We start from the raw sequence: 19,958 nt of genomic DNA on the forward strand, positions 1-19,958 counted from the left end.
TTCCACATGGTAATCATGATGACTTAATTCTATGCAGTCTTCAGGGTTTTTCACCCTTACCTCTTTTCGGTAGTGTCGCCAGAGGCAATGGCACCACCCCCATACCATCCCCAGCTCGCTTGTTAAACCCCCAGGTGCCTCATATATTTGCCCCCTCACTCCCCCTCGACAATACCTCTATGCCTGGAACGTTATTTACACCACAGATCCTATCTGTATAGATAGGATCTGTGGTGTTTTTGCTAATTAAGTTTTAAGTTGCTATACCTGTTAAAGTAATTTCGATCGCCCTCAATACAATTTGATTCGATGTGGGATAAAATTGCCGCACGCATTGCCGAAGTAACAGGAGACAAATTTTCGATCGACAATCGCCGTTCCGTCAGCGGTGGCTGCATCAATCAAGGCTATTATATCAGCAGCAGTGCCCGCGCTTACTTCGCGAAATTAACTCCAGCTTCCCAAGTCGCGATGTTTGAAGCCGAGGCTTTGGGTTTGCAGCAAATGCGGGCAACCCAGACGATTCGAGTACCTGAGCCGATTTGCTGGGCAACTGAGGGGAATTCAGCTTATATTGTGCTGGAATGGCTGGATTTGGAAAGCCGCGGGGGCGATCGAGCTTGGGAGGAAATGGGGCGCCAACTGGCGGCGATGCACAAATACACCCCCCCCAACCTCCCCTTCGCAAGGGGGGGAAAAAAGCCTAATTCTGCTCGGGTGAGGGGATGTTTTGGTTGGGATATTAATAATACGATCGGATCAACTATACAAATTAATAATTGGACGGCAAATTGGGCAGAATTTTGGGCCGAACATCGGATTGGTTATCAGTTAAAATTGGCTAGGGATCGGCGCGGCCATTTTCCGCAAGGGGAACGTTTATTAGAGATGATTTCTCAATTGTTAGCTGGTTATGAACCTCAACCTTCGCTAGTTCACGGGGATTTATGGGGGGGGAATGTGGGGGTGACATCTGCGGGGGAACCGGTGATTTTTGACCCGGCGGCATATTTTGGAGATAGAGAAGTTGATATTGCTATGACTGAGCTATTTGGTGGATTTCCTAGGCAGTTTTACCGGGGATATAATCAGGTTTGGCCTTTGGATGCAGGGTATGAACAACGCAAAACTATTTATAATCTGTATCACATTTTAAATCATTTTAATTTGTTTGGTGGGAGTTACGAGTCCCAGGCGAATCAAATGATTAATCGAATTTTGGGTTAGTTAAGAATCAGATTCTTTTTTAACTGCAACCCTCGCAGATAAACGCGGATTTAAGGTTTATCTGCGAGGGTTGCAAGTTTATTTTTGCTTAGCAGCAGCTTTTTTCTTTGCCTCTTTTTCGGCTTTTTTAGCTGCTTTTTCAGCTTCTAGTTGGGCTAACTTGGCTAGCTCTTTTTCTTCAGCTATTTTATCGAGATAGTAGTGGTAATCTCCCAAATAAGTGCGAAACTCTCCATCCCGGATTTCGACTATTTTGTTGGCGACTTGGGAGATGAAATAGCGATCGTGCGAAACGATAATTACGGTACCGTCATAATTCTGAATCGCCTCTTCCATCATCTCTTTCGCCGGAATGTCGAGGTGATTTGTCGGCTCGTCCAAAATTAGTAAATTCACGGGAGTCAACAGCATCTTTGCTAAAGCCAGACGGGCTTTTTCTCCGCCACTCAAAGCGCCGACTTGTTTGAATACTGTTTCGCCGGTAAACAAGAACCGCCCCAACAAAGTCCGAACTTCTTCATTTTTCCAGTCGGGTACTTCGTCGTGAATGGTTTCGATCACGCTTTTATTCAAATCTAAGGCTTCTGCCTGATTCTGTTCAAAGTAACCGGGGATGACGTTGTGGCCTCCCAATTTGACCGTACCTTCAGAAGGCTTTTCTAAACCCATAATCAGTCGCAGCAGGGTGGATTTGCCCGCGCCGTTGGGGCCGAGAAAGGCTATGCGATCGCCCCTTTCAATTAATAAGTCGGCTCCCAAAAATAGGATTTTTTCGCCGTAGGTGTGCACCAAATCTTCAATTATTGCTACTTCGCGGCCGCTGCGGGGTGCGGGGGGAAAGCGGAAATGCAAAGTTTTTAATCCGCCGGTGGGCGCTTCGATGCGTTCGATTTTATCTAGCTGTTTCTCGCGGCTTTTGGCTTGGGTGCTGCGAGTGGCGCTGGCGCGGAATTTTTCTACGAATGCTTGCTGTTTTTCGAGTTCTTTTTGCTGGCTTTCGTAGGCGCTGAGTTGGGCTTCTCTGGCTTCTGCTTTTTGCAGCAGGTAGGAGGAGTAGTTGCCGAGGTAGGTGGTGGAAACTCCGCGTTCGGTTTCGACGATTTGGGTGCAGAGCCGATCGAGAAATTCCCGGTCATGGGATACGATTACCATCGGGGTTATCAGCCCTTTCAGGTAAACTTCCAGCCATTCGATGGTTTCTAAGTCGAGGTGGTTGGTAGGTTCGTCTAGCAGCAGGATGTCGGGTTTTTGGAGGAGAATTTTGCCTAAACTCATCCGCATTTGCCAGCCGCCACTGAAGGCGCTGACTAATCGATCGCCGTCTTCGGGTTCAAATCCGATTTCGGGGAGAATTTTCTCGATTTGGGCTTCTAAACCGTAGCCGTTTAAGCCTTCAAATTGCCGTTGCAGCCGATCCATTTTGTGGATCAGTTCGTCGAGATTTTCTGGGGTGGAGGCTTCCAAGTCTCGATGCACTTGCATCAGGGTTTCGTGGACTTCGTTGGCTTCGCTGAAGGCGCGCCAAAATTCTTCTCTGACGGTGCGAGTCGGATCTACTTCAAATTCTTGGGAGAGGTAGGCGATGTGGAGGCTGGCGGGGCGAATGACTTCGCCTGCGGTGGGTTCGATTTCGCCGGCGATGATTTTGAGTTGGGTGGATTTGCCGGCACCGTTAACGCCTACTAAGCCGATGCGATCGCCTGGCTTGACTTCCCAGGTGACATCTTTGAGTACGACGCCTGTGGGGTAAATTTTACTGATGTGTTCGAGTCGCAGCATTGTTGTGGGGACTGGGGAAGGGCTGGTTTAGCGGCGGATGGGATGCCGGCGCTGAGGTCGAGTTAATCTTAACAAATTTTAATTATATTTAGCGTATTGCCAGATTTTGATTTGGTAGGAGTTACGCGAAGAAACGGGGTTTCTCTGAAAAATCGCCGATTCTGGGCTAGAGATATAGGAAGAAACCCGGTTTCTGCCCTCGATGTGGGTTCAGGACTATTTGGGTAGGGCGATCGGGCGAGCGTGTTGTTTCAGATTGAATTTCTCGAATAATGGTTGAGACTTCTGCACCTTATAAATAATAGTCAGTGTCAACCTTGATCGTAAAAGAGAGCCATCGTGCCAGCAAGAGACATTTATCATCAAGTTGTCAAACAGGCTCTGATTAAGGCTGGCTGGACAATTACCGATGATCCGTATCCCTTGGCTTGGGCGAAGAGAAACCTATCGATCTTCGTGCCGAACAGCTATTAGCTGCTGAGAACAAAGATCGCAAGATAGCCGTTGAAGTTAAAAGTTTTATCAGAGAGTCTAGAATTGCAGATTTAGAGCAAGCTTTGGGTCAATATACTCTTTACTATGACATCTTAAAACGGACGGAATCTGAAAGACAACTGTATCTTGCAATTCCACTAAATGCTTGTAAAGAGCTTTTTGAAGGATAAAATTTTGGTCAGATATTGCTAGATAATAATCGCCTAAATTTGGTTGATTTCAACCCAAAAATCGAGGAAATAGTACAATGGATAGCTTAAATAATTATCGCAAACTTGTTAAGCAGCTCCTTAGTGAATACGCAGAGATTCCCGTTTTTGACAGTGGAACCAAAAATGAAATAATTTTTGATTGGAAAAATGACCGTTATATGTTAATAAATATAGGTTGGTTTAATGAGCAGTGCATTCACCATTGCGTGATTCATATTGATATTATTGACGGTCAGGTGTGGATTCAAGCAAATAATACCGATGCCTGATTGCTGAGGAGTTAGTTGCAGCGGGAGTTCCGACCAAATCAATTGTTTTGGGGCTTCAACCGCCTGATGTTAGACCTCATACTGCTTATGGAGTTCCTTGTAGCGAGCAGCAGCGTGAATGTTTGAAAGTATGATGGAGTGGAAGGGATTTGAATTGGAGGGCGATTCCCTACGGGATAGCTTCGCTTCACGGACTTCAAAAACCTTTAAAGCAGGCGATAGGAGAAGGTTGTATAAAAGTGAGGGTGAGAAGGTGCGATCGCGTGCTTTGTCTTCCTACGATCCGTTTCCGGTGCTTCCCGATGCGGAGAGAGAGCTTTTGCTGGATGTGTTACAGGTCGATGAATGCCAGATTTGGGTACATGACCCGGAGTGGGCAGAATAGGTGGAGGAGGCGTTTACACTTATAAACCACTTTTTTTCTTAACACTGTACTGCTGCTTGAGATAATATAAAACCACAGCACAAAAACGTACATATTCACCCTGATTATCAAGTTTATCATATCCTTGAATTAATTTTTGTAACTGTTGACTGGAAAATTGTTTGGTAAGGATATGCTTTAAAGTCTTTTTAATTACCTCTTCTCTGTCTCTTATAAGTTTTTCATTATTTAGCCCCAATCGAATAATTGTTTCGTGGGCAGCCTTCTCATCGATATTAGCAGGGAGAATTTCTCCAGCAGCCGTATAAGTAAAGTATTCAGCACAGTTTTCTATTAAAGGAGAGACTGTTAAAGTGTCATCGTACCACTCACCTTTTTTAGCTCCACAGAATTCCTGTGCGGGTTTTGGCGTGTGTCGCTTTTGTTTTAACTTTTCTTCATATTCCGACTCCTGTTCTTCAGTATATCCATTGCAGGAAGCTAACAAATTGGTATATGTAACTACTAGGTCTGCATAGGAAGGGCTGCGACTTTTAGATTTAGGCTTTAGATGCTCAATGTGGCTATTATGACTACTGCTTATGCGTCTTCCACAGTAGCAACAAATATAACCTTGCTCTTTCAAGAGAACATTAAGAAGTTCAGCTTTATGTGGATTTTTAAAATCATCCCAATCAAGCTTACTAAATTCCCACTGTGGGTCATCTTTCCTTTTCCATTCCAAGAACTCTTGCTTGAATTTAGTAAGGCAATCAGGCTCACGATCTTGTTTTTTTATGTATCTCATTCTGCTAAAATCTCCTGGCTCCTGATCAACATATCTGCACTAGCAAACTCTGGATCATCATCTCCAATATCTTCTTCGAGTTGCTCTTGCATTTGTTTAGCTTCAGTAATCTTGCCATCATCAATGAGTCTAAATAACTCACGGAGTCTTTTCTTGATATCCTCTGGACGATCTGATACACCCATGAGTTCTTCAAGAATTCGACTGCTATCTTGTCCAAAAGTTTGTCGCTGCTCTGCAAAAATCCCTTCTGGTATTGATCTTAGAAGGTATACCGACTTTACCTCACTGATAACCTGCGGTGAATGGGTGGTGATAATAAACTGACAATTAGGGAATGTATTTTTCAGACTAGGAATAATTTTACGTTGCAACTTAGGGTGAAGGTGTAACTCAATCTCGTCAATAAGAACAATTCCCTCACCTTGAAGTGGATCTGGAAGACCTGGATTTGCAATTGCCAAACGTCTTGCTAGATCCCCCGCCATTGCGAGTAAACCTTTTTCCCCATCTGATAATTGTTGGTTGATAATCAGTTCATAACTTTTTTTCATCATAGTCATTCGCAATGGGGATCTTCGTATCCGCAGCATTGATAATTCTTCACCTAAAAGTGAATCGATCGCCCTTCTCACTGCTTGTAGTAAAGGATTATAATAACTAGAGTTATAACGGAATAGTTCATTTTCTAAATCTTCAAGCTCTTTAAACCACTCAAAGAAGTTATTAAAACTAATTCGGGTTCCTGTAAGAGCTCGATCATAAGCTTCGAGTTGATTGTATTTATATGATTTTTTTTCTTGAATATGATCTTGACTATCAAAAAATTCTCTATTAACATGGTAATAAACTAGCAAAGGTAAATTCATTTGAGAATTCTCTGATAGTTTCTTCTGTATGTGTAAACCAATTCCTTGTAATTTTCTAATATCAGCTCCATCAGGACGAGAACGTGTTTTATCTGTTGATCTATTAATATCCCATGTGATTTCCTGCGAGTCCATTAAAATTGTAATTTTATTAGCGGTTTTATTTTTACCGTATGTAATATCTTCATCCTTAAAAAAAGTTCTTTCTATCACTTTTTCTACAATATACTGATCGCTAATAGAAGCTTGATAAGCACCAGGTTCTTGAATTTCAGTAATAAAATGTGACAACAGAGTAGCGAGGCAGTCAAGAATACTTGATTTTCCCGAACCGTTGATACCAACCAGTAGGGTAGGTTCAGTAGAATCAAACTCTAGGGTTAGATCGCCTAGTCCTCGGAAGCTTTCCATTTCTAAAGTTTTAACTTTCATTTATATTAAACCTATCTGCTAATCTGCTTTCGTACTTTTGAGCAAAGGCTTCTGACATTTCAAAAACTTTTTGGGCTTGTTTTTCAAAGCTTTTGGCTAACTCAACCAATTCCATTAGTGTCTTTATAGCATTAGGTTCCAAGCCTCATCAGCATGTCACCCGAAATGCCCTCTCGATATATCGCTCTTCTATCACTATGATGATATTAAAATAAAATTTCTCCTCTGAAAAGCTTAGGCTGTCTATAGTTCGGGCTTTATTTTCTGATAGGTTAGGTCTTTTGTGAAAGAAAAGACATAATCCATAAAGAGAAAGGATTACACAAACTTCTCTGCTAAGAGTGACAAAAGAGGGAGAGAGAAGTGCTTCAGGGTGGTTGTCACCCCGTCAGAGTACCTGCCCTTTTTTGCAATACAAAACAGAAGCCACATAAATTCCTAGTTTACAGATCAATCTGCCTAATACTCATTCGCCAGCAGCCTCAGCCGACGCAGCGAATCTCTCCGCTACAGCTTTGCCAATTAGCGCCACCTGACTCAGAGGCAAGAACCTAATTTTATTGACAATATCTTGAATATCTAAGGGAGCTGAAACTGGCTTCCCATCCAAAAATCTCAGAAGTTCTTCCATCGAATAACCAGCTCTGGCAGCGAGCTTAGCCAAGTTTTCAGTATCAGGAACCGTATCGCCCCTTTCCCAAAGCTGAACAGCGGTAGCCCAAACGCCCAAAAGCTTACCAAACGCTCGCTGACTCATTGTTCCACGAGCAGTTTTGATGATTTCACTAAGTTTTTGTCTATTTTCGATGTTCACGACTTACAAGCTACTCGACCTTACCTACAAGTAAACAGGTCTATGTACATCAACTGTCCTTACCCAGAAGACTCAGCAGCAGCAGCGAGCCTATCCATCACGGCTCTACCAATAACTGCCAACTCACTAATCGGCATACATTGAATTTTCTTAAGCAAGTCGTTGGTATTGACAGGTTCCGGCATTGGTTTGCCTTCGAGATGAGCCATTAACTCTTCCATCGTAAAGCCCGCTCTTGCCGCAATCTGAGTCAAATTTTTCGTATCCGGGAGAACCTGTCCTTTTTCCCAATACTGAACAGCAGCACCAGAGACTCCCAATAGCCTACCAAAAGCGCTAAAACTCAGGTCGCCACGCGCTAGCTTCACAACTTCGCTCAGTTTTTTCTTAGCTTCTGAGTCCACAGTATTAGTCACCAGATAAACACAACTCCTAGTTTACTTATCTACCAACAAATTTGTCTTTCGTGCTTGACAGCTAAAAATTTACCAGTTATTCTGTAAATACTTTTATAGTTCTAATTCTATTTATCATCGCTCGGGGAGAGCAAAATGACTCGCAAGACACGCCATACACGTCAAAGCCTTACAGCCTCCGGTTGGCTAAAACCCCAATGCTGGCAAATCTCCAAAACAGAAGCCGCCGAAGCCCTGAGAATGCCCGTCAACCGCATAGTCAAAGTCTACCCCAAACAACATCAAGTAATAGTTGTTTACCTGAACAAGAAAGGACAAAAATGCAGTTCCTTTTTCAGCTACAGACTATTTGCCAGATGGGAACAAGAGGCGATCGCAGCAATTGCCAGTTGTCGAAACCAGCAAATCCTAGCACCCCTAGAAGTCATTGTACAATACGACCTCGAACATTTCAAATATCCCGTCCAAAGCGCCGATGCAATTTGGGAAGCCCTACTCAACCATATCTCCCGCATAACAAGGGGACTGAGGCTGAGCCAACAATGCGCCTAGCCCCCCATCACTTCATCAATTAGTAGAAGCAGCCAACTCAGCCAAACGTTCCTGCTGGTCCTGAGAAATGCAAGTTTGAATAATCCCCTCAATATCCCCTTCCAAAACACTATTGAGCGAGAAATTCTCCCCCAAACGGTGGTCCGTAGCCCGATTGTCCTTATAGTTGTAAGTGCGGATCTTCTCCGATCGCGAACCAGTACCAACCTGAGCCAAACGCCGCGACTTCACCTCATCCTGCTGCTCCCGCAACTTCATCTCATAGAGCTTAGCCCGCAAAATCTGCATCGCCCGCTCCTTATTCTGCAACTGACTGCGCTCCTCAGTACAGAAAATCCGAATTCCCGTCGGCTTGTGAAACAAATCCGCAGCGGTTTCCACCTTGTTCACGTTTTGACCGCCAGCGCCGCCCGATCGAGCCGTACTCATCTCAATATCCTTCGGATCGATGTGAATCTCCACATCATCAACCTCCGGCATCACAGCCACCGTCGCCGTCGAAGTATGCACCCGGCCGCCAGCCTCAGTCACAGGCACTCGCTGCACCCGGTGTACTCCCGCCTCAAACTTCAGCTTGCTGTAAACGCTGTCGCCTGTAATTTCCAGAATCACCTCTTTAAAGCCGCCCATTTCCGCCAGCGACTCGCTCACCAACTTCACCTGCCAGCCTTGAGTTTGAGCGTAGCGCGAATACAGCCGCAGCAAATCTCCAGCCCAAATACTAGCCTCATCTCCGCCAGTACCCGCCCGAATTTCCAGCATAATATTCTTGTCATCGTTCGGGTCGCGGGGGAGCAGCAAAACCTTCAAACGACTTTCCAAATTCTCCAGCTTCGCCTCAAGTTCCTGAACTTCCAGCGCAGCCATTTCGTGCATATCTCGATCGCCCGCAGCTTCCTTGAGAACCTGTCGCGTGCCCACCAAATCTTCCTGAGTGGTTTTCCACAGAGCAAAAGTATCGACCACTTCCTCCAAGGACGATCGAGCTTTCGCTACCCGTTGAAACTCTTGATTGTCCCTAGCCACATCCGGGTCAGCCATGCGGCGAGTCAACTCATTAAAAGTTTGCTCTACCGACTTCAATTTATCCAGCAAATAAGATTCAGCCATTGTCAGTTGTCCTTTGTCAATCGATTTTAGATTTTAGATTTTAGATTTTAGATTTTAGATTTGAAGAACAGTTGGGATAGAATCTCGATCGAACTCTACTCGATCGAACTCAACTGCCTGCATAGCAATTCTTCAATCTAAACTCTCCAATCCGAGGGCGGATCGATTTTAGATTTTAGATTTTAGATTTTAGATTTTAGAACTCAAGAGCAGTTAGGATAGAATGTCGATCGAACTCTACTCGATCGAACTCAACTGCCAGCCGTAGCAAGTCTTCAATCTAAAATCTAAAATCCGAGGGCGGTAAGTTGCCAGTAGAAAGAACTACTCTCAACAAACTGCGGACAAATGACAATCCGGCTACTTCTTCTTTTTGCCTTTACCAGCAGCCTTAGAAGCATCTGCTTTCGGCTCTTCCATTTTCAGCGGTCCAGAGGAAGCATCTGCCTTCGGCATTTCTACCTCGGTCATGCCGTATTTCCGCATAAAGCGCTCCACACGACCTTCAGTATCAATAATCTTCTGAGTGCCAGTATAAAAAGGATGATTTCCCGACCAGACATCAACTTGAAGCTTTGGTCTAGTTGAACCCACAGTCATCACAAGTTCCCCGTTGCAATAAACCTGAGATTCGGGATACCACTCAGGGTGAATGCCATCTTTTGCCATTGTTTTTTACTCTCTAATTTTTGACTTTACAACCATTTTAGCTGCTGCAGGACTTGTACACCAACAACAGCACCAATTTTGCCTTATATCTGTTGGAACCAGGAATCAGGAATCGGAAATAAACTTCAAAAAAAGGCAGCTAAAATCTGGATAGATAATTTTTGCCTTTTCCTGGTTCCTTCTTCCTTCTTCCTTCTTCCCTCGATTACCGCTTCGAGTATTGAGGAGCTTTGCGAGCTTTCCGCAAACCGTACTTTTTCCGTTCTTTTGCCCGCGGGTCGCGAGTCAAATAGCCCTCAGTCTTCAGAGGCTTGCGGTTGTCCGGGTCTAATTGACAAAGTGCTCTAGCGACACCCAAGCGAATCGAGTCAGCCTGACCTGTCAAGCCACCGCCTTCGACTTTTACCAAAATGTCATACTCATTTTCCAGACCCAAAGTTTCCAGAGGGGCCTTAGCGAGAGCCAAATAAGTAGGGTTGAATTGCAGGTACAAATCCCCCTCTTTACCATTGACCGTCAGTATGCCAGTGCCGGGAACCAAGCGCACCCGCGCTACGGAACGCTTGCGGCGGCCGGTACCCCAGTACACAGCGCGACCGGATGTATCTGTTGCTTGCATTACTCATTTCCTCCCGGAATCGTGTGAACAATTAATTCTTCTGGTTTTTGAGCTTGGTGCGGGTGGTTGGGGCCAGCGTACACCTTGAGTTTAGTAAACAGTTGTCTGCCCAGAGAAGTGTGAGGCAGCATTCCTCGTATAGCTTCTTCGACAATTCTTTCTGGCAAACGTGCTTGCAATTTGGCAAAAGTTTCTGTTTTCATGCCGCCCGGTCTTCCAGAATGGCGGCGGTAGATTTTCTGGGTGCGTTTTTTGCCAGTAACAGCGATTTTGTCAGCATTGATGACTATTACGAAGTCGCCGGTATCCATAGAAGGAGTGTAAGTCGGTTTGTGTTTCCCCCGGAGGTACATGGCAACTTCAGTTGCCAGACGGCCCAGCCGCTGGTCGGCGGCATCGACCACGTACCACTTGTGCTCTAGGGAGTCTTGAGTAGGGACGTAAGTTTTGTTCATTGTTTGTTGTTAGTTGTCTATTAACTGTTAACTGTTGTTAGTTGTCAGTTGTCAGTTGTCAGTTGTCAGTTTTTAATTGTTAGTTGTCCTTAGTTTTTTATTAGTAGTTACCTAATGACTAATGACTAATGACTAATGACTAATGACTAATGACTAATTTGGGCTGAGTGTCGTACCAGACATCTGGGGGAAAGGGAAATTCTGAATAGCCAACCCGCAGCAGGCACAAACCTTGAGCGGGAGCGGCATATTTTACCATTTCTCGGCGTTCGTTGACCCAGATATCTGTGAAATTGTCGATCTGCCTTTCCCCGCGACCCACCTGCACCAGCAACCCCACCAGCAGCCGCATCATCCCGTACAGAAACCCGCTCGCCTGAACCTCAATATAGATAAGAGACCCAGAACGCTGACACTCGGCCGCTTGCACGTCCACCCAGGAATGGGGGCGGGCAGAACCCGCGCGGTGGAAAGCAGCCAGATGATGCCGCCCGATTAGCGGTGTCAAAGCTGTCTGAATCAAAGATTCATCCACAGGGGCGTGATAGCAGTGCCAAGCAAAAGGACGCACAAACAAATTAGGGGTCGGGTCTGTATAAAGGGTGTAGCGATAGCGCCGCCAACTGGCTGAGAACCGAGCGTGCCAGGTAGGTTCCACCTTTGCCGAAGCTCGAATTAAAATATCTTTTGCCAGTCGAGAGTTGAGAACGCTTGCCCAGCGGTGAGCCGGAATTGAACCCTGGGCGTCAAAATGGGCTACTTGAGCAGCGGCGTGAACTCCCGCATCCGTTCTCCCGGCAGCGTGCAGCGTTACCGGGCGTTCCAGAACAGTCGATATTGCTGTTTCAATTTCTTCTTGTACTGTACGCTGGTTCGGCTGTCGCTGCCAACCGTGAAAGTTAGTGCCGAGGTATTGGATCACCAGAGCAACGCGCTGTATCGATTGGGGATTTTCGATTGGGGATTTTGGATTGTCAGTCATAAATCACAAATCTCCAACCCAAAATTGAATTAAACCAGTTCAACGATCGCCATTTCGGAATTGTCTCCTTGACGGGGGACTGTTCGCACGACGCGGGTGTAGCCGCCGTTGCGCGATCCGTACCGTTCTTGTGCCGCCTCAAACAAGGCGTGCACTAACTGTTTATCGTAGATATAGCCCATAGCTTGGCGGCGAGCGGCCAAGGAGCCTTCTTTGGCCAGGGTAATCATCCTGTCCGCCTCTGAGCGCAGCGCTTTGGCGCGGGCTAGAGTGGTAGTGATTTTACCGTGGCGGATTAATTCGGTGGTCAGCGAGCGCAGTAGGGCGCGGCGCTGGTCAGCCGGTTTGCTGAGTTGGGGAACGCGACAGCGGTGACGCATAGCAGTTGGTAATTGGTAATTGGTAATTGGGCGCCGGGATAGTCCGCGAGTTTTGAGCGGTGAATTCTTTAACTTAAAAACTCACCTACTTAAAATTCAGAACTTTTTTACCCGTTACCCGTTGATTAACTTTTAGCTGATTTTTCTTGTGGCAAGGTAATGCCCAAGCGTTTTTGTAAAGCTTCAATCACTTCTTCTGCGGACTTCTGCCCGAAATTCTTGATCTCGAGCAAGTCTTCTTGGGTATAATCCAATAAGTCTGCAACTGAGTTGATCTGAGCCCGCTTGAGACAGTTGTAAGCCCGGACGGACAACTGCAATTCTTCGATCGGAATTTGGCTGGTAGGATCGGCCTCACCTGGATACTCTGGTTTGAGAGAATCTTGGGTGATGTCTTTGAGAGGTGCAAATAAATCTACCAGGATGTGGGCAGATTGACTCAAAGCTTCTTGAGGAGTCACGCTGCCATCAGTCCAGATTTCCATAATCAGCCGGTCTTTCTCGACCGTGCCGCCTACCCTAGCATCTTCAACGCTGTAGTTGACTCTGCGAATCGGCATAAAGATGGCGTCAATTTGGAGAAAATCCAAAGCCGACCCATCATCGCGACTGCGGTCTACAGCTCGGTATCCGATGCCTTTTTCAATTCGGAATTCCATTTCCAGAACTGAGCCGGGCGAGAGAGTTGCAATGTACTGGGAGCGATCGATCAATTCGACCTCTGAGGGCAAATCGAAGCGATCGGCCGTAACTGTGACAGGGCCCTCAATCCGCAACCTGCCGATTTGCGGCTGCTGAGAATGAGTTTTGAGGACGACCTCTTTCATGTTCAGGAGAATTTCTAGAACATCCTCACGTACCCCTTCGATCGTGGCAAACTCGTGATTCACGCCCGCGATTCGGACTGAAGTTACTGCCGTTCCTTCTAAGTTTGACAGCAGAACTCGCCTCAGCGCATTCCCAACAGTTGTTCCCTGACCGCGATCGAGCGGTTCCAGGACAAATTTTCCGTACTGACTGCGGTCTTTGTCAGTGTTAGACTCTATACATTCAATTTGAAACTGCGCCACGGAGTGACCTCCCTTTTCCACTTTGGATTTTTGATTTTGGATTTTAGATTGCAGAGCATACCCCTGAACGGATTTCGGATTTTGGATGGACGGGGCAACAGTTAGAACCATTAGTTTTTGACTTTAAGCAGTTAGCCATTATCCAAAATCTAAAATCTAAAATCTCAAATCGTTTTAGACTCTACGCCGCTTGGGAGGGCGACAGCCGTTGTGAGGAATTGGGGTAACATCTCTAATCAGGGTGATTTCCAGTCCCGCCCCTTGCAGCGCCCGGATTGCAGTTTCTCGACCTGCTCCTGGCCCGCTTACCATTACTTCTATTTGGCGCATTCCTTGGTCGTTGGCTCTGCGGGCAGCACTTTCTGCTGCTGTTTGAGCTGCAAAGGGAGTTCCCTTCTTAGCTCCTTTAAAACCGCTGGAACCTGCCGATGCCCAGGATATCACTTCGCCGTTGAGGTCGGTAATAGTTACAATCGTGTTGTTAAAGGTAGACTGGATGTAGCCTACCCCATTGGGTACATTCCGTTTCTGCTTTTTTGCACCAGATTTCTTGCCTGTTTGTTGTCGCGCCATATTAGTCTCTTTAACGTTTCTCTCAACTAATGTTCCGAAGCGCTAGGAGCCAGCAGCCCCCAGCGTATTTTTCCAAAAAAGATGTTACTTCTTGGAAGGTGCCTTTTTCTTGCCCGCAACTGTTCGGCGGACGCCACGACGGGTTCTGGCGTTGGTACGGGTTCGTTGTCCCCGCACCGGCAGACCCAAACGGTGACGCCGACCGCGATAAGTTCCGATGTCCATCAGGCGCTTGATGTTCATTGACTCCCAGCGCCGGAGGTCTCCTTCGATTTGGTATGTGGTTTCTACATGAGCCCGCAGAGCTGTCACGTCGGCCTCTGTTAAATCCTTGACGCGAGTGTCAGGATTTACGCCTGTTGCAGCGATAATTTTTTGGGCTCGCGACAAGCCTATTCCGTAAATGTATGTCAGACCTATTTCGACGCGCTTATCGCGTGGAAGGTCTACCCCGGCAATCCGTGCCACACTTTTTCTCTCCCTAGTTTTCCTGTTTGGCTACAATGTTCAATTAGGATGCACCTGCGTGCAGTGCCCAATCTTCTTTTTTTCTAACCTTGGCGCTGTTTGTGTTTCGGGTTAGTGCATATCACCATCACTCGACCGCGACGGCGGATGACGCGACATTTCTCACAAATTTTTTTGACAGATGCTCGAACTTTCATCTTTCTTCCTGCCTGGAGAACCCCGCTCTACCGGAGAGCAGGCACGCTGGGACTGCCCGTAGAGCGGTGGGAGGAGAGGCTGGGCAAGGTGTAGGCCTCTCCTCGATTAAATTGTATAAAGTGCGGGTTGTTTCATGAAGGAGCCCGCTTGCACCCAGTCCCATTGCTGGGTAAAGTTCGCCTGCGCCAGAGTGTGGGCGAGCGATACTTTTACGGTGTAACAATGACTTAACCCGGTACACCGCTGGGTTGTTGACGCCCTTCTCGGCAACACTACAAACGTAGCATTATAGCATAAATTTGAAGCTTTTTACCAAATTCTCTCTAAATTAAACTTAGAATTAGTTTTTAGAAAGTTTTATCTAAGCCTATTTTTTCCGAAGGCGATAAGTAATCCTGCCTTTGGTCAAGTCGTAGGGAGTCAATTCGACTTTGACGCGATCGCCAGGCAGAATTTTGATGTAGTTGCGGCGGATCTTGCCGGAAATGTGAGCTAGCACGTTAAACCCATTATCTAGGTCAACGCGAAACATCGCATTGGGCAGGGATTCCGTCACTGTCCCTTCCATTTCAATTAAATCTTGCTTAGACAATTTGGTATTTACCTCAACTCTACATTTGATTAACTAGGAGTGTCCCGCTATTTGCCTCAAAACCTATTTACTGGTAGGAGTCAAACGGGAAAGCGGGCAAGAATTCGGGCGACTTTATCGACTTCTTGACTCAACCAACCACTTGTTTTAGCTTTACTTGAGTAAAGTTGTGGCAATTAGTATCGAGTTCAATCCGGGAACTAGCAACCCTCACAAAACCTGATAGCACAAAAAGCTCCTAGTTAACATATCTTAGCAAAAGCTGGTGAGTAACAAGGTGTATTGAGAGAGTTCAAGAATCGCCAGAGAGAGCTTGCTGCAGTTCTGCGGTGACTAATTCCATCGCTCGATCGCCATCAACCACAACTAACTGTTCGCGGTTTCTGTAAAACTCAATCAAAGGTTCAGTTTGCTCCCGATAAACTTGCAATCGGCGGCGGATGGTTTCCTCATTGTCGTCCTGACGCCCCCGCGACAGCAGGCGAGCCACCAAAACATTGTCAGGAACGTCCAAATTGACAGCTCTGAGATCGCAGTCCTTTCCAGACGCACTTCCCTCACCGCCAACATCGCAGAGCAGTTTGTCAAAAAAAGCTGCCTGCGGCACTGTGCGGGGAAAGCCATCCAGAATCCAGCCAGCAGTAGCATCTGGTTGATTCATGCGTTCTTGCACGATATCCATCAATAACTCGTCAGGAACCAACTCTCCCTTATCCATGTAAGATTGTGCTTTTTGACCCAAGTCAGTTTTGGCAACTACGCAGGCGCGCAGGATGTCACCGGTAGAAATGTGGGGTATTTTCCAGAGAGCTGCTAAAAGCTGAGCCTGAGTTCCCTTTCCTGCCCCTGGAGGACCCATAAAAATCAAGTGCATTGCGATTACTTCACCATTCCTTCATATCGTTGGGAGATGACGTAAGTTTGAATTTGCTTAGCAGTTTCGATCGCGACACCTACTAAAATCAGTAGGGAAGTTGCGCCAAAACCTCTAAAAGTTTGCACTCCGATCGCGCTTTCTACAGCAGTTGGTACAATAGCCACCAGACCGAGAAATATCGCTCCCAAGAAAGTCAAACGGTTCAAAACCTTCTCCACATAATCGCTGGTTTTCTGACCCGGACGAATTCCAGGAATGCTGGCGCCCATTTTCTTCAAGTTCTGAGACATATCTACGGGGTTGACAATCAACGAAGCGTAGAAATAGCTGAAGAACAGAATCAAAGTCAGATAAAACAGCGCGTAAGCCCAAGGCGCCGGCCCGTTCGGACTCAAAACATTAGCAACTTGAACCAAAAACGGGTTATTGAGAGACTGAGCTAGGAAAGAAGGCACAATCAACACGGAAGATGCAAAAATAATCGGCATCACTCCGCCTTGATTCAAGCGCAGAGGCAGATAACTCCGGCTCTCCCGATAAACTTTGCGGCCGACTTGGCGACGGGCCGAAATAATCGGAATGCGGCGAGTACCTTCCTGAACAAAAACAATCCCGACAATCGTTACCAAAAAGACCAGTAGCAGAACGACTACACGGCCGACAACTTGCGTGTCCCCGCTTTGAGCCAATTCAAAAGTTTGTCCCAAAGAGCGCGGCAATACCGACACAATATTGATAAAAATCAGCAGCGACGCTCCGTTCCCGATACCTCGCTCGGTCACCACTTCCGATATCCACATTACAAACATCGACCCTGCTGTCAGAGCCAAAGCAGTTTGTGCGATGAATAAAGGCGATGGAGATTGAGCAAAAGGGCTGACCCAAATCGCAATGCCAATACTTTGCAGAATTGCCCAGCCCAAAGAAACGTAGCGAGTAATTTGAGAAATCTTGCGCCGCCCTGCTTCTCCTTCATTTTTCTGCAAGTCTTCTAAACTTGGCAGAGCCGCAGTTAGAAGTTGCACAATAATTGAAGCATTAATGTAGGGCAAAATCCCCAACGCGAAAATCCCCAAAGCTGACAAGCCGCCTCCTGAGAACAAATCCAGAAAGCCAATTAAAGGGCTATTTTGGACGTTTTGGGCAAAGGCGACTCGATCGATGCCGGGGACTGGCAAGTGGACACCCAGGCGTACTAAAATCAGTAAGCCAATGGTTACGAGGATGCGGCCTCGCAAACCAGCAGCTTGAGCCATCTGCATGAACGTCTCTTGTGCAGTTGGCGCTTTCTCTCTACTAACGTCCATAGTTACGATGTTGGATTTTAGATTTGCGATTTTCGACTAAATCATTTTCTGATAACAAGCTTGAGGATTTGAGATTTGGACATACTCTCAAACCTCAAATCTTCACGCAACTAATTCGCAACTTCCGCCTGCAGCTTCAATTTTGGTGCGAGCACCTGCGGTAAAAGCGGAGGCGCGCACTTGCAAAGGTACATTCAGTTCGCCATCTCCTAAGATTTTCAGCGGCCCGTCGTCTGTGGTGACAATTTTTGCTTGGATCAAAGAGGTGAGAGTAACTTCTGTGTTTGCTGGCAGCGATGCTAATTTACTTACATTAATGGTAGTGTACTGTTTCCGGTTCACTAAGGGGAAGCTTTTGAGCTTGGGCAGGCGGCGGTAAAGAGGATTTTGACCACCTTCAAAACCGGGTCTAGTGCCACTACCGGCTCTAGATTTTTGACCGCGCATCCCTTTGCCGGAGCTCGCGCCTTGACCGGCAGAAATACCTCTGCCCAAGCGTCGGGGGCGCTTTTGGGAGCCTGCTTTGGGTCGGGCGTCTTGCAATCTCATAGTTTTAGTAATTGGTGATTGGTAATTGGTATTTAGAGAGCGGGTACGCAGTAGTTTTGAGTGCGTGAGTTTTGAGTTGCGGATTTTTTTATTTTCCACGCAAGCACTTAACACTCAAAACTTACAGTTTCCCATTCTCGCGAGCCCTAACCGTATAGGTTTTCTACTGGAATTCCGCGCTCTTGAGCAACTTCGGACAAGGTGCGGAGGGTGGAAAGGGCATTTACTGCGGCTCGGGCGTTGTTTAAGGGATTTCCGGAACCTAGCTGTTTGGCTAAGATATTGCGGACTCCTGCTAGTTCGAGAACAGTTCGCACTGCTCCCCCTGCAATTACCCCGGTTCCCGGAGCGGCCGGCCGCATCATCACTTTAGCTCCGCCACCGTCACCGTTGATGGGGTGAGGGATGGAGTTAGATTTGGTGAGGGGGACTTCAATTAGGTGCTTTTTGCCGTCAGCGACGCCTTTTTTAACGGCACCGATTACGTCGCTAGCTTTGCCGACTCCTACTCCAACTTGACCGCGTTCGTTGCCGATAATGACTATGGCGCGGAAGCTAAGTTTTTTCCCGCCTTTGACTACTTTAGTAACGCGCCGAATCTGAACGACCCGCTCTTGCCATTCGGATTCTTTTTCGCGCGTTTTATTATTGCTGCTTTTTTTCTTGTTGCGCTGTTCTTTTTGTTCTGCCATAGTTTTGTCCTGTGGGAATTAGTAATTGGTGAAAGGCGATCGGCAAGTGGTAATTGTTTGAGTAAAAAGTAAAAATAGAAGAAATCTGGATATTGCCTTTTAACTTTCAACTTTTGACTTTTTACTTTTTAATTACTCATTACCCGCTACCCATTACCCCCTCTAGAAGTCTAACCCCGCTTCGCGAGCTGCTTCTGCGAGGGCTTTGACACGACCGTGATAGAGGTTGCCCCCCCTATCGAATACGACTTTGACTATGCCAGCGCTGGAACAGCGTTTGGCAATCAACTGACCGACTTGCACGCTCGCGGAGCAGTTGCCGCCAGAACTGAGAGTTGACTTCAATTCGGGATCGAGGGTTGACGCGGCGACCAAAGTGTGCTGGGCGGTGTCGTCGATTACTTGAGCGTAGATGTGCTGCTCCGATCGAAATACCGCTAGTCTGGGACGTTCGGAGGTGCCGAACACCTTGCGCCGAACACGGCGGTGTCTGCGCTGGACTGATTCTTTGCGAGTAAGCTTCATTGTTACTTCTTACCTGTTTTGCCTGTTTTACCAGCTTTGCGCCGGACGACTTCGCCGCTGTAGCGAATGCCTTTGCCCTTATAGACTTCGGGCGGACGCACCGCGCGGATGCGGGCTGCTGTATTGCCTACGAGTTCTTTGTCAATGCCGGAGACAATGACGTTGGTGTTGCCTTCAACTGCCATTGTGATGCCTTCTGGAGGGGGCATTTCAACGGGTTTGCTGTAACCGACGTTTAAAATCAGGTTCCGTCCTTGAACCTGTGCCCGATAACCTGTGCCGATAATTTCGAGGCGCCGCTGAAAACCTTGGGATACACCTTCGACCATGTTGGCGACTAGGGTGCGGCACAAGCCGTGCAGTTGTCTGGCGACGCGAGATTCGTCTCGCCGGGTAACGAGTAAAGTCTCGCCTTCGAGTCCCATGACGATTTCGGCTGGGATAACTCGGGAAAGTTCACCTTTAGGGCCTTTGACGGCTACTTTTTGACCGTCTAGGGTGATGGTGACTTTATTGGGAATGCTAATCGGACGCTTGCCAATTCGCGACATAGTTTTTTGTCCTTTGTTTTTAGTTATTAGTCCTTGATTATTAGTCTTTAGTTATTAGTCCTTAGTGATTGATTTTGGAGTCTGTTGCCAACGACCAGCGACTA

28 protein-coding genes and 1 pseudogene are annotated in these 19,958 nt (G+C 46.8%); 6 read left to right on the forward strand and 23 right to left on the reverse strand.

All coding sequences use genetic code 11. The features are described from left to right. Nucleotides 1–309: 309 nt before the first annotated feature. Nucleotides 310–1,227 (forward strand): fructosamine kinase family protein, encoded by a 918-nt coding sequence (locus tag QUA71_RS02155; RefSeq protein WP_333281652.1) that lies wholly within the window; start codon nt 310–312, stop codon nt 1,225–1,227. 78 nt (nt 1,228–1,305) lie between these two features. On the opposite strand, the gene QUA71_RS02160 is transcribed toward QUA71_RS02155, so the two are convergent. Next, nucleotides 1,306–3,006 (reverse strand): ABC-F family ATP-binding cassette domain-containing protein, encoded by a 1,701-nt coding sequence (locus tag QUA71_RS02160; RefSeq protein ID WP_333281655.1) that lies wholly within the window; start codon nt 3,004–3,006, stop codon nt 1,306–1,308. 339 nt (nt 3,007–3,345) lie between these two features. Here QUA71_RS02160 and QUA71_RS02165 point away from each other — a divergent pair. The 4 genes and pseudogenes from QUA71_RS02165 (at nt 3,346) to QUA71_RS02180 (ending at nt 4,367) form a co-directional block, all read left to right on the forward strand. Beyond that, a pseudogene (locus QUA71_RS02165) lies at nt 3,346–3,671 on the forward strand (element excision factor XisH family protein). Between the two features lie 77 nt (nt 3,672–3,748). Then, a complete protein-coding gene (locus tag QUA71_RS02170) occupies nt 3,749–3,982 on the forward strand; it encodes an element excision factor XisI family protein (RefSeq protein WP_333281659.1) in 234 nt (77 codons plus the stop codon). Between the two features lie 41 nt (nt 3,983–4,023). Continuing rightward, nucleotides 4,024–4,116 (forward strand): hypothetical protein, encoded by a 93-nt coding sequence (locus QUA71_RS02175; RefSeq protein ID WP_333281965.1) that lies wholly within the window; start codon nt 4,024–4,026, stop codon nt 4,114–4,116. Further along, nucleotides 4,101–4,367 carry a hypothetical protein gene (locus QUA71_RS02180; protein ID WP_333281662.1) on the forward strand — a complete coding sequence of 89 codons (267 nt, stop codon included), beginning with the start codon at nt 4,101–4,103 and terminating at the stop codon, nt 4,365–4,367. Before QUA71_RS02175 ends, QUA71_RS02180 begins: the two co-directional genes overlap by 16 nt. Nucleotides 4,368–4,386: 19 nt before the next feature. Here QUA71_RS02180 and QUA71_RS02185 read toward each other — a convergent pair whose 3' ends face one another. The 5 genes from QUA71_RS02185 to QUA71_RS02205 all read right to left on the reverse strand — a co-directional run bounded on the left by QUA71_RS02185 (nt 4,387) and on the right by QUA71_RS02205 (nt 7,685). Beyond that, complete coding sequence (locus QUA71_RS02185; protein WP_333281665.1) at nt 4,387–5,154, reverse strand: retron system putative HNH endonuclease; 768 nt, start codon at nt 5,152–5,154, stop codon at nt 4,387–4,389. Beyond that, nucleotides 5,151–6,455, reverse strand: a complete 1,305-nt coding sequence (locus tag QUA71_RS02190) for an AAA family ATPase (protein WP_333281668.1) — start codon at nt 6,453–6,455, stop codon at nt 5,151–5,153. The genes QUA71_RS02185 and QUA71_RS02190 overlap by 4 nt, the downstream gene beginning before the upstream one ends. Then, on the reverse strand, nt 6,445–6,570 hold the full coding sequence (locus QUA71_RS02195) for a hypothetical protein (protein WP_333281672.1): 126 nt from the start codon (nt 6,568–6,570) through the stop codon (nt 6,445–6,447). The genes QUA71_RS02190 and QUA71_RS02195 overlap by 11 nt, the downstream gene beginning before the upstream one ends. Nucleotides 6,571–6,921: 351 nt before the next feature. After that, nucleotides 6,922–7,212, reverse strand: coding sequence for a helix-turn-helix transcriptional regulator (locus QUA71_RS02200; protein WP_333281674.1), 291 nt, complete (start codon nt 7,210–7,212; stop codon nt 6,922–6,924). A gap of 116 nt (nt 7,213–7,328) precedes the next feature. Further along, nucleotides 7,329–7,685, reverse strand: a complete 357-nt coding sequence (locus QUA71_RS02205) for a helix-turn-helix transcriptional regulator (RefSeq protein ID WP_333281677.1) — start codon at nt 7,683–7,685, stop codon at nt 7,329–7,331. A 135-nt stretch (nt 7,686–7,820) separates the two neighbouring features. Between QUA71_RS02205 and QUA71_RS02210 the strand changes: the two genes are divergently transcribed. Further along, nucleotides 7,821–8,237 carry a hypothetical protein gene (locus tag QUA71_RS02210; protein ID WP_333281680.1) on the forward strand — a complete coding sequence of 139 codons (417 nt, stop codon included), beginning with the start codon at nt 7,821–7,823 and terminating at the stop codon, nt 8,235–8,237. A gap of 15 nt (nt 8,238–8,252) precedes the next feature. Here the strand turns inward: QUA71_RS02210 and prfA are convergent, their stop codons facing one another. The 17 genes from prfA to rplF all read right to left on the reverse strand — a co-directional run bounded on the left by prfA (nt 8,253) and on the right by rplF (nt 19,854). Then, nucleotides 8,253–9,347 (reverse strand): peptide chain release factor 1, encoded by a 1,095-nt coding sequence (gene prfA, locus QUA71_RS02215; protein WP_333281683.1) that lies wholly within the window; start codon nt 9,345–9,347, stop codon nt 8,253–8,255. Between the two features lie 360 nt (nt 9,348–9,707). Next, entirely contained in the window at nt 9,708–10,016 is a 309-nt protein-coding gene (gene rpmE / locus QUA71_RS02220) for a 50S ribosomal protein L31 (protein WP_006634974.1), read from the reverse strand. A gap of 205 nt (nt 10,017–10,221) precedes the next feature. Beyond that, nucleotides 10,222–10,635 carry a 30S ribosomal protein S9 gene (gene rpsI / locus QUA71_RS02225; RefSeq protein WP_006634975.1) on the reverse strand — a complete coding sequence of 138 codons (414 nt, stop codon included), beginning with the start codon at nt 10,633–10,635 and terminating at the stop codon, nt 10,222–10,224. Then, nucleotides 10,635–11,090 carry a 50S ribosomal protein L13 gene (gene rplM / locus QUA71_RS02230; protein ID WP_015178725.1) on the reverse strand — a complete coding sequence of 152 codons (456 nt, stop codon included), beginning with the start codon at nt 11,088–11,090 and terminating at the stop codon, nt 10,635–10,637. The genes rpsI and rplM overlap by 1 nt, the downstream gene beginning before the upstream one ends. Nucleotides 11,091–11,229: 139 nt before the next feature. Then, nucleotides 11,230–12,072, reverse strand: a complete 843-nt coding sequence (gene truA / locus QUA71_RS02235) for a tRNA pseudouridine(38-40) synthase TruA (protein ID WP_333281687.1) — start codon at nt 12,070–12,072, stop codon at nt 11,230–11,232. A gap of 29 nt (nt 12,073–12,101) precedes the next feature. After that, nucleotides 12,102–12,452, reverse strand: a complete 351-nt coding sequence (gene rplQ, locus QUA71_RS02240; protein ID WP_333174645.1) for a 50S ribosomal protein L17 — start codon at nt 12,450–12,452, stop codon at nt 12,102–12,104. Nucleotides 12,453–12,577: 125 nt separating this feature from the next. Beyond that, nucleotides 12,578–13,522 (reverse strand): DNA-directed RNA polymerase subunit alpha, encoded by a 945-nt coding sequence (locus tag QUA71_RS02245; RefSeq protein WP_332958426.1) that lies wholly within the window; start codon nt 13,520–13,522, stop codon nt 12,578–12,580. A gap of 174 nt (nt 13,523–13,696) precedes the next feature. After that, complete coding sequence (rpsK, locus tag QUA71_RS02250) at nt 13,697–14,095, reverse strand: 30S ribosomal protein S11 (protein ID WP_006634980.1); 399 nt, start codon at nt 14,093–14,095, stop codon at nt 13,697–13,699. A gap of 84 nt (nt 14,096–14,179) precedes the next feature. Next, nucleotides 14,180–14,563 (reverse strand): 30S ribosomal protein S13, encoded by a 384-nt coding sequence (rpsM, locus tag QUA71_RS02255; RefSeq protein WP_006634981.1) that lies wholly within the window; start codon nt 14,561–14,563, stop codon nt 14,180–14,182. Nucleotides 14,564–14,646: 83 nt separating this feature from the next. Beyond that, on the reverse strand, nt 14,647–14,760 hold the full coding sequence (gene rpmJ / locus QUA71_RS02260; RefSeq protein WP_015178722.1) for a 50S ribosomal protein L36: 114 nt from the start codon (nt 14,758–14,760) through the stop codon (nt 14,647–14,649). A 368-nt stretch (nt 14,761–15,128) separates the two neighbouring features. Continuing rightward, nucleotides 15,129–15,353 (reverse strand): translation initiation factor IF-1, encoded by a 225-nt coding sequence (gene infA / locus QUA71_RS02265; protein ID WP_006276978.1) that lies wholly within the window; start codon nt 15,351–15,353, stop codon nt 15,129–15,131. Nucleotides 15,354–15,645: 292 nt separating this feature from the next. Continuing rightward, nucleotides 15,646–16,227 (reverse strand): adenylate kinase, encoded by a 582-nt coding sequence (locus QUA71_RS02270; protein WP_190657968.1) that lies wholly within the window; start codon nt 16,225–16,227, stop codon nt 15,646–15,648. Nucleotides 16,228–16,232: 5 nt separating this feature from the next. After that, nucleotides 16,233–17,537, reverse strand: a complete 1,305-nt coding sequence (secY, locus tag QUA71_RS02275) for a preprotein translocase subunit SecY (RefSeq protein WP_333281692.1) — start codon at nt 17,535–17,537, stop codon at nt 16,233–16,235. 102 nt (nt 17,538–17,639) lie between these two features. Then, complete coding sequence (rplO, locus tag QUA71_RS02280; RefSeq protein ID WP_190657972.1) at nt 17,640–18,086, reverse strand: 50S ribosomal protein L15; 447 nt, start codon at nt 18,084–18,086, stop codon at nt 17,640–17,642. 146 nt (nt 18,087–18,232) lie between these two features. Then, nucleotides 18,233–18,778, reverse strand: a complete 546-nt coding sequence (gene rpsE, locus QUA71_RS02285) for a 30S ribosomal protein S5 (RefSeq protein ID WP_006634985.1) — start codon at nt 18,776–18,778, stop codon at nt 18,233–18,235. A 162-nt stretch (nt 18,779–18,940) separates the two neighbouring features. Beyond that, nucleotides 18,941–19,303 (reverse strand): 50S ribosomal protein L18, encoded by a 363-nt coding sequence (rplR, locus tag QUA71_RS02290; protein ID WP_190657974.1) that lies wholly within the window; start codon nt 19,301–19,303, stop codon nt 18,941–18,943. 2 nt (nt 19,304–19,305) lie between these two features. Then, nucleotides 19,306–19,854 (reverse strand): 50S ribosomal protein L6, encoded by a 549-nt coding sequence (rplF, locus tag QUA71_RS02295; protein ID WP_006634987.1) that lies wholly within the window; start codon nt 19,852–19,854, stop codon nt 19,306–19,308. Between the last annotated feature and the right edge of the window lie 104 nt (nt 19,855–19,958).

The organism is Microcoleus sp. MON1_C5, assembly GCF_036701875.1.
Classification (GTDB): Bacteria; Cyanobacteriota; Cyanobacteriia; order Cyanobacteriales; family Microcoleaceae; genus Microcoleus.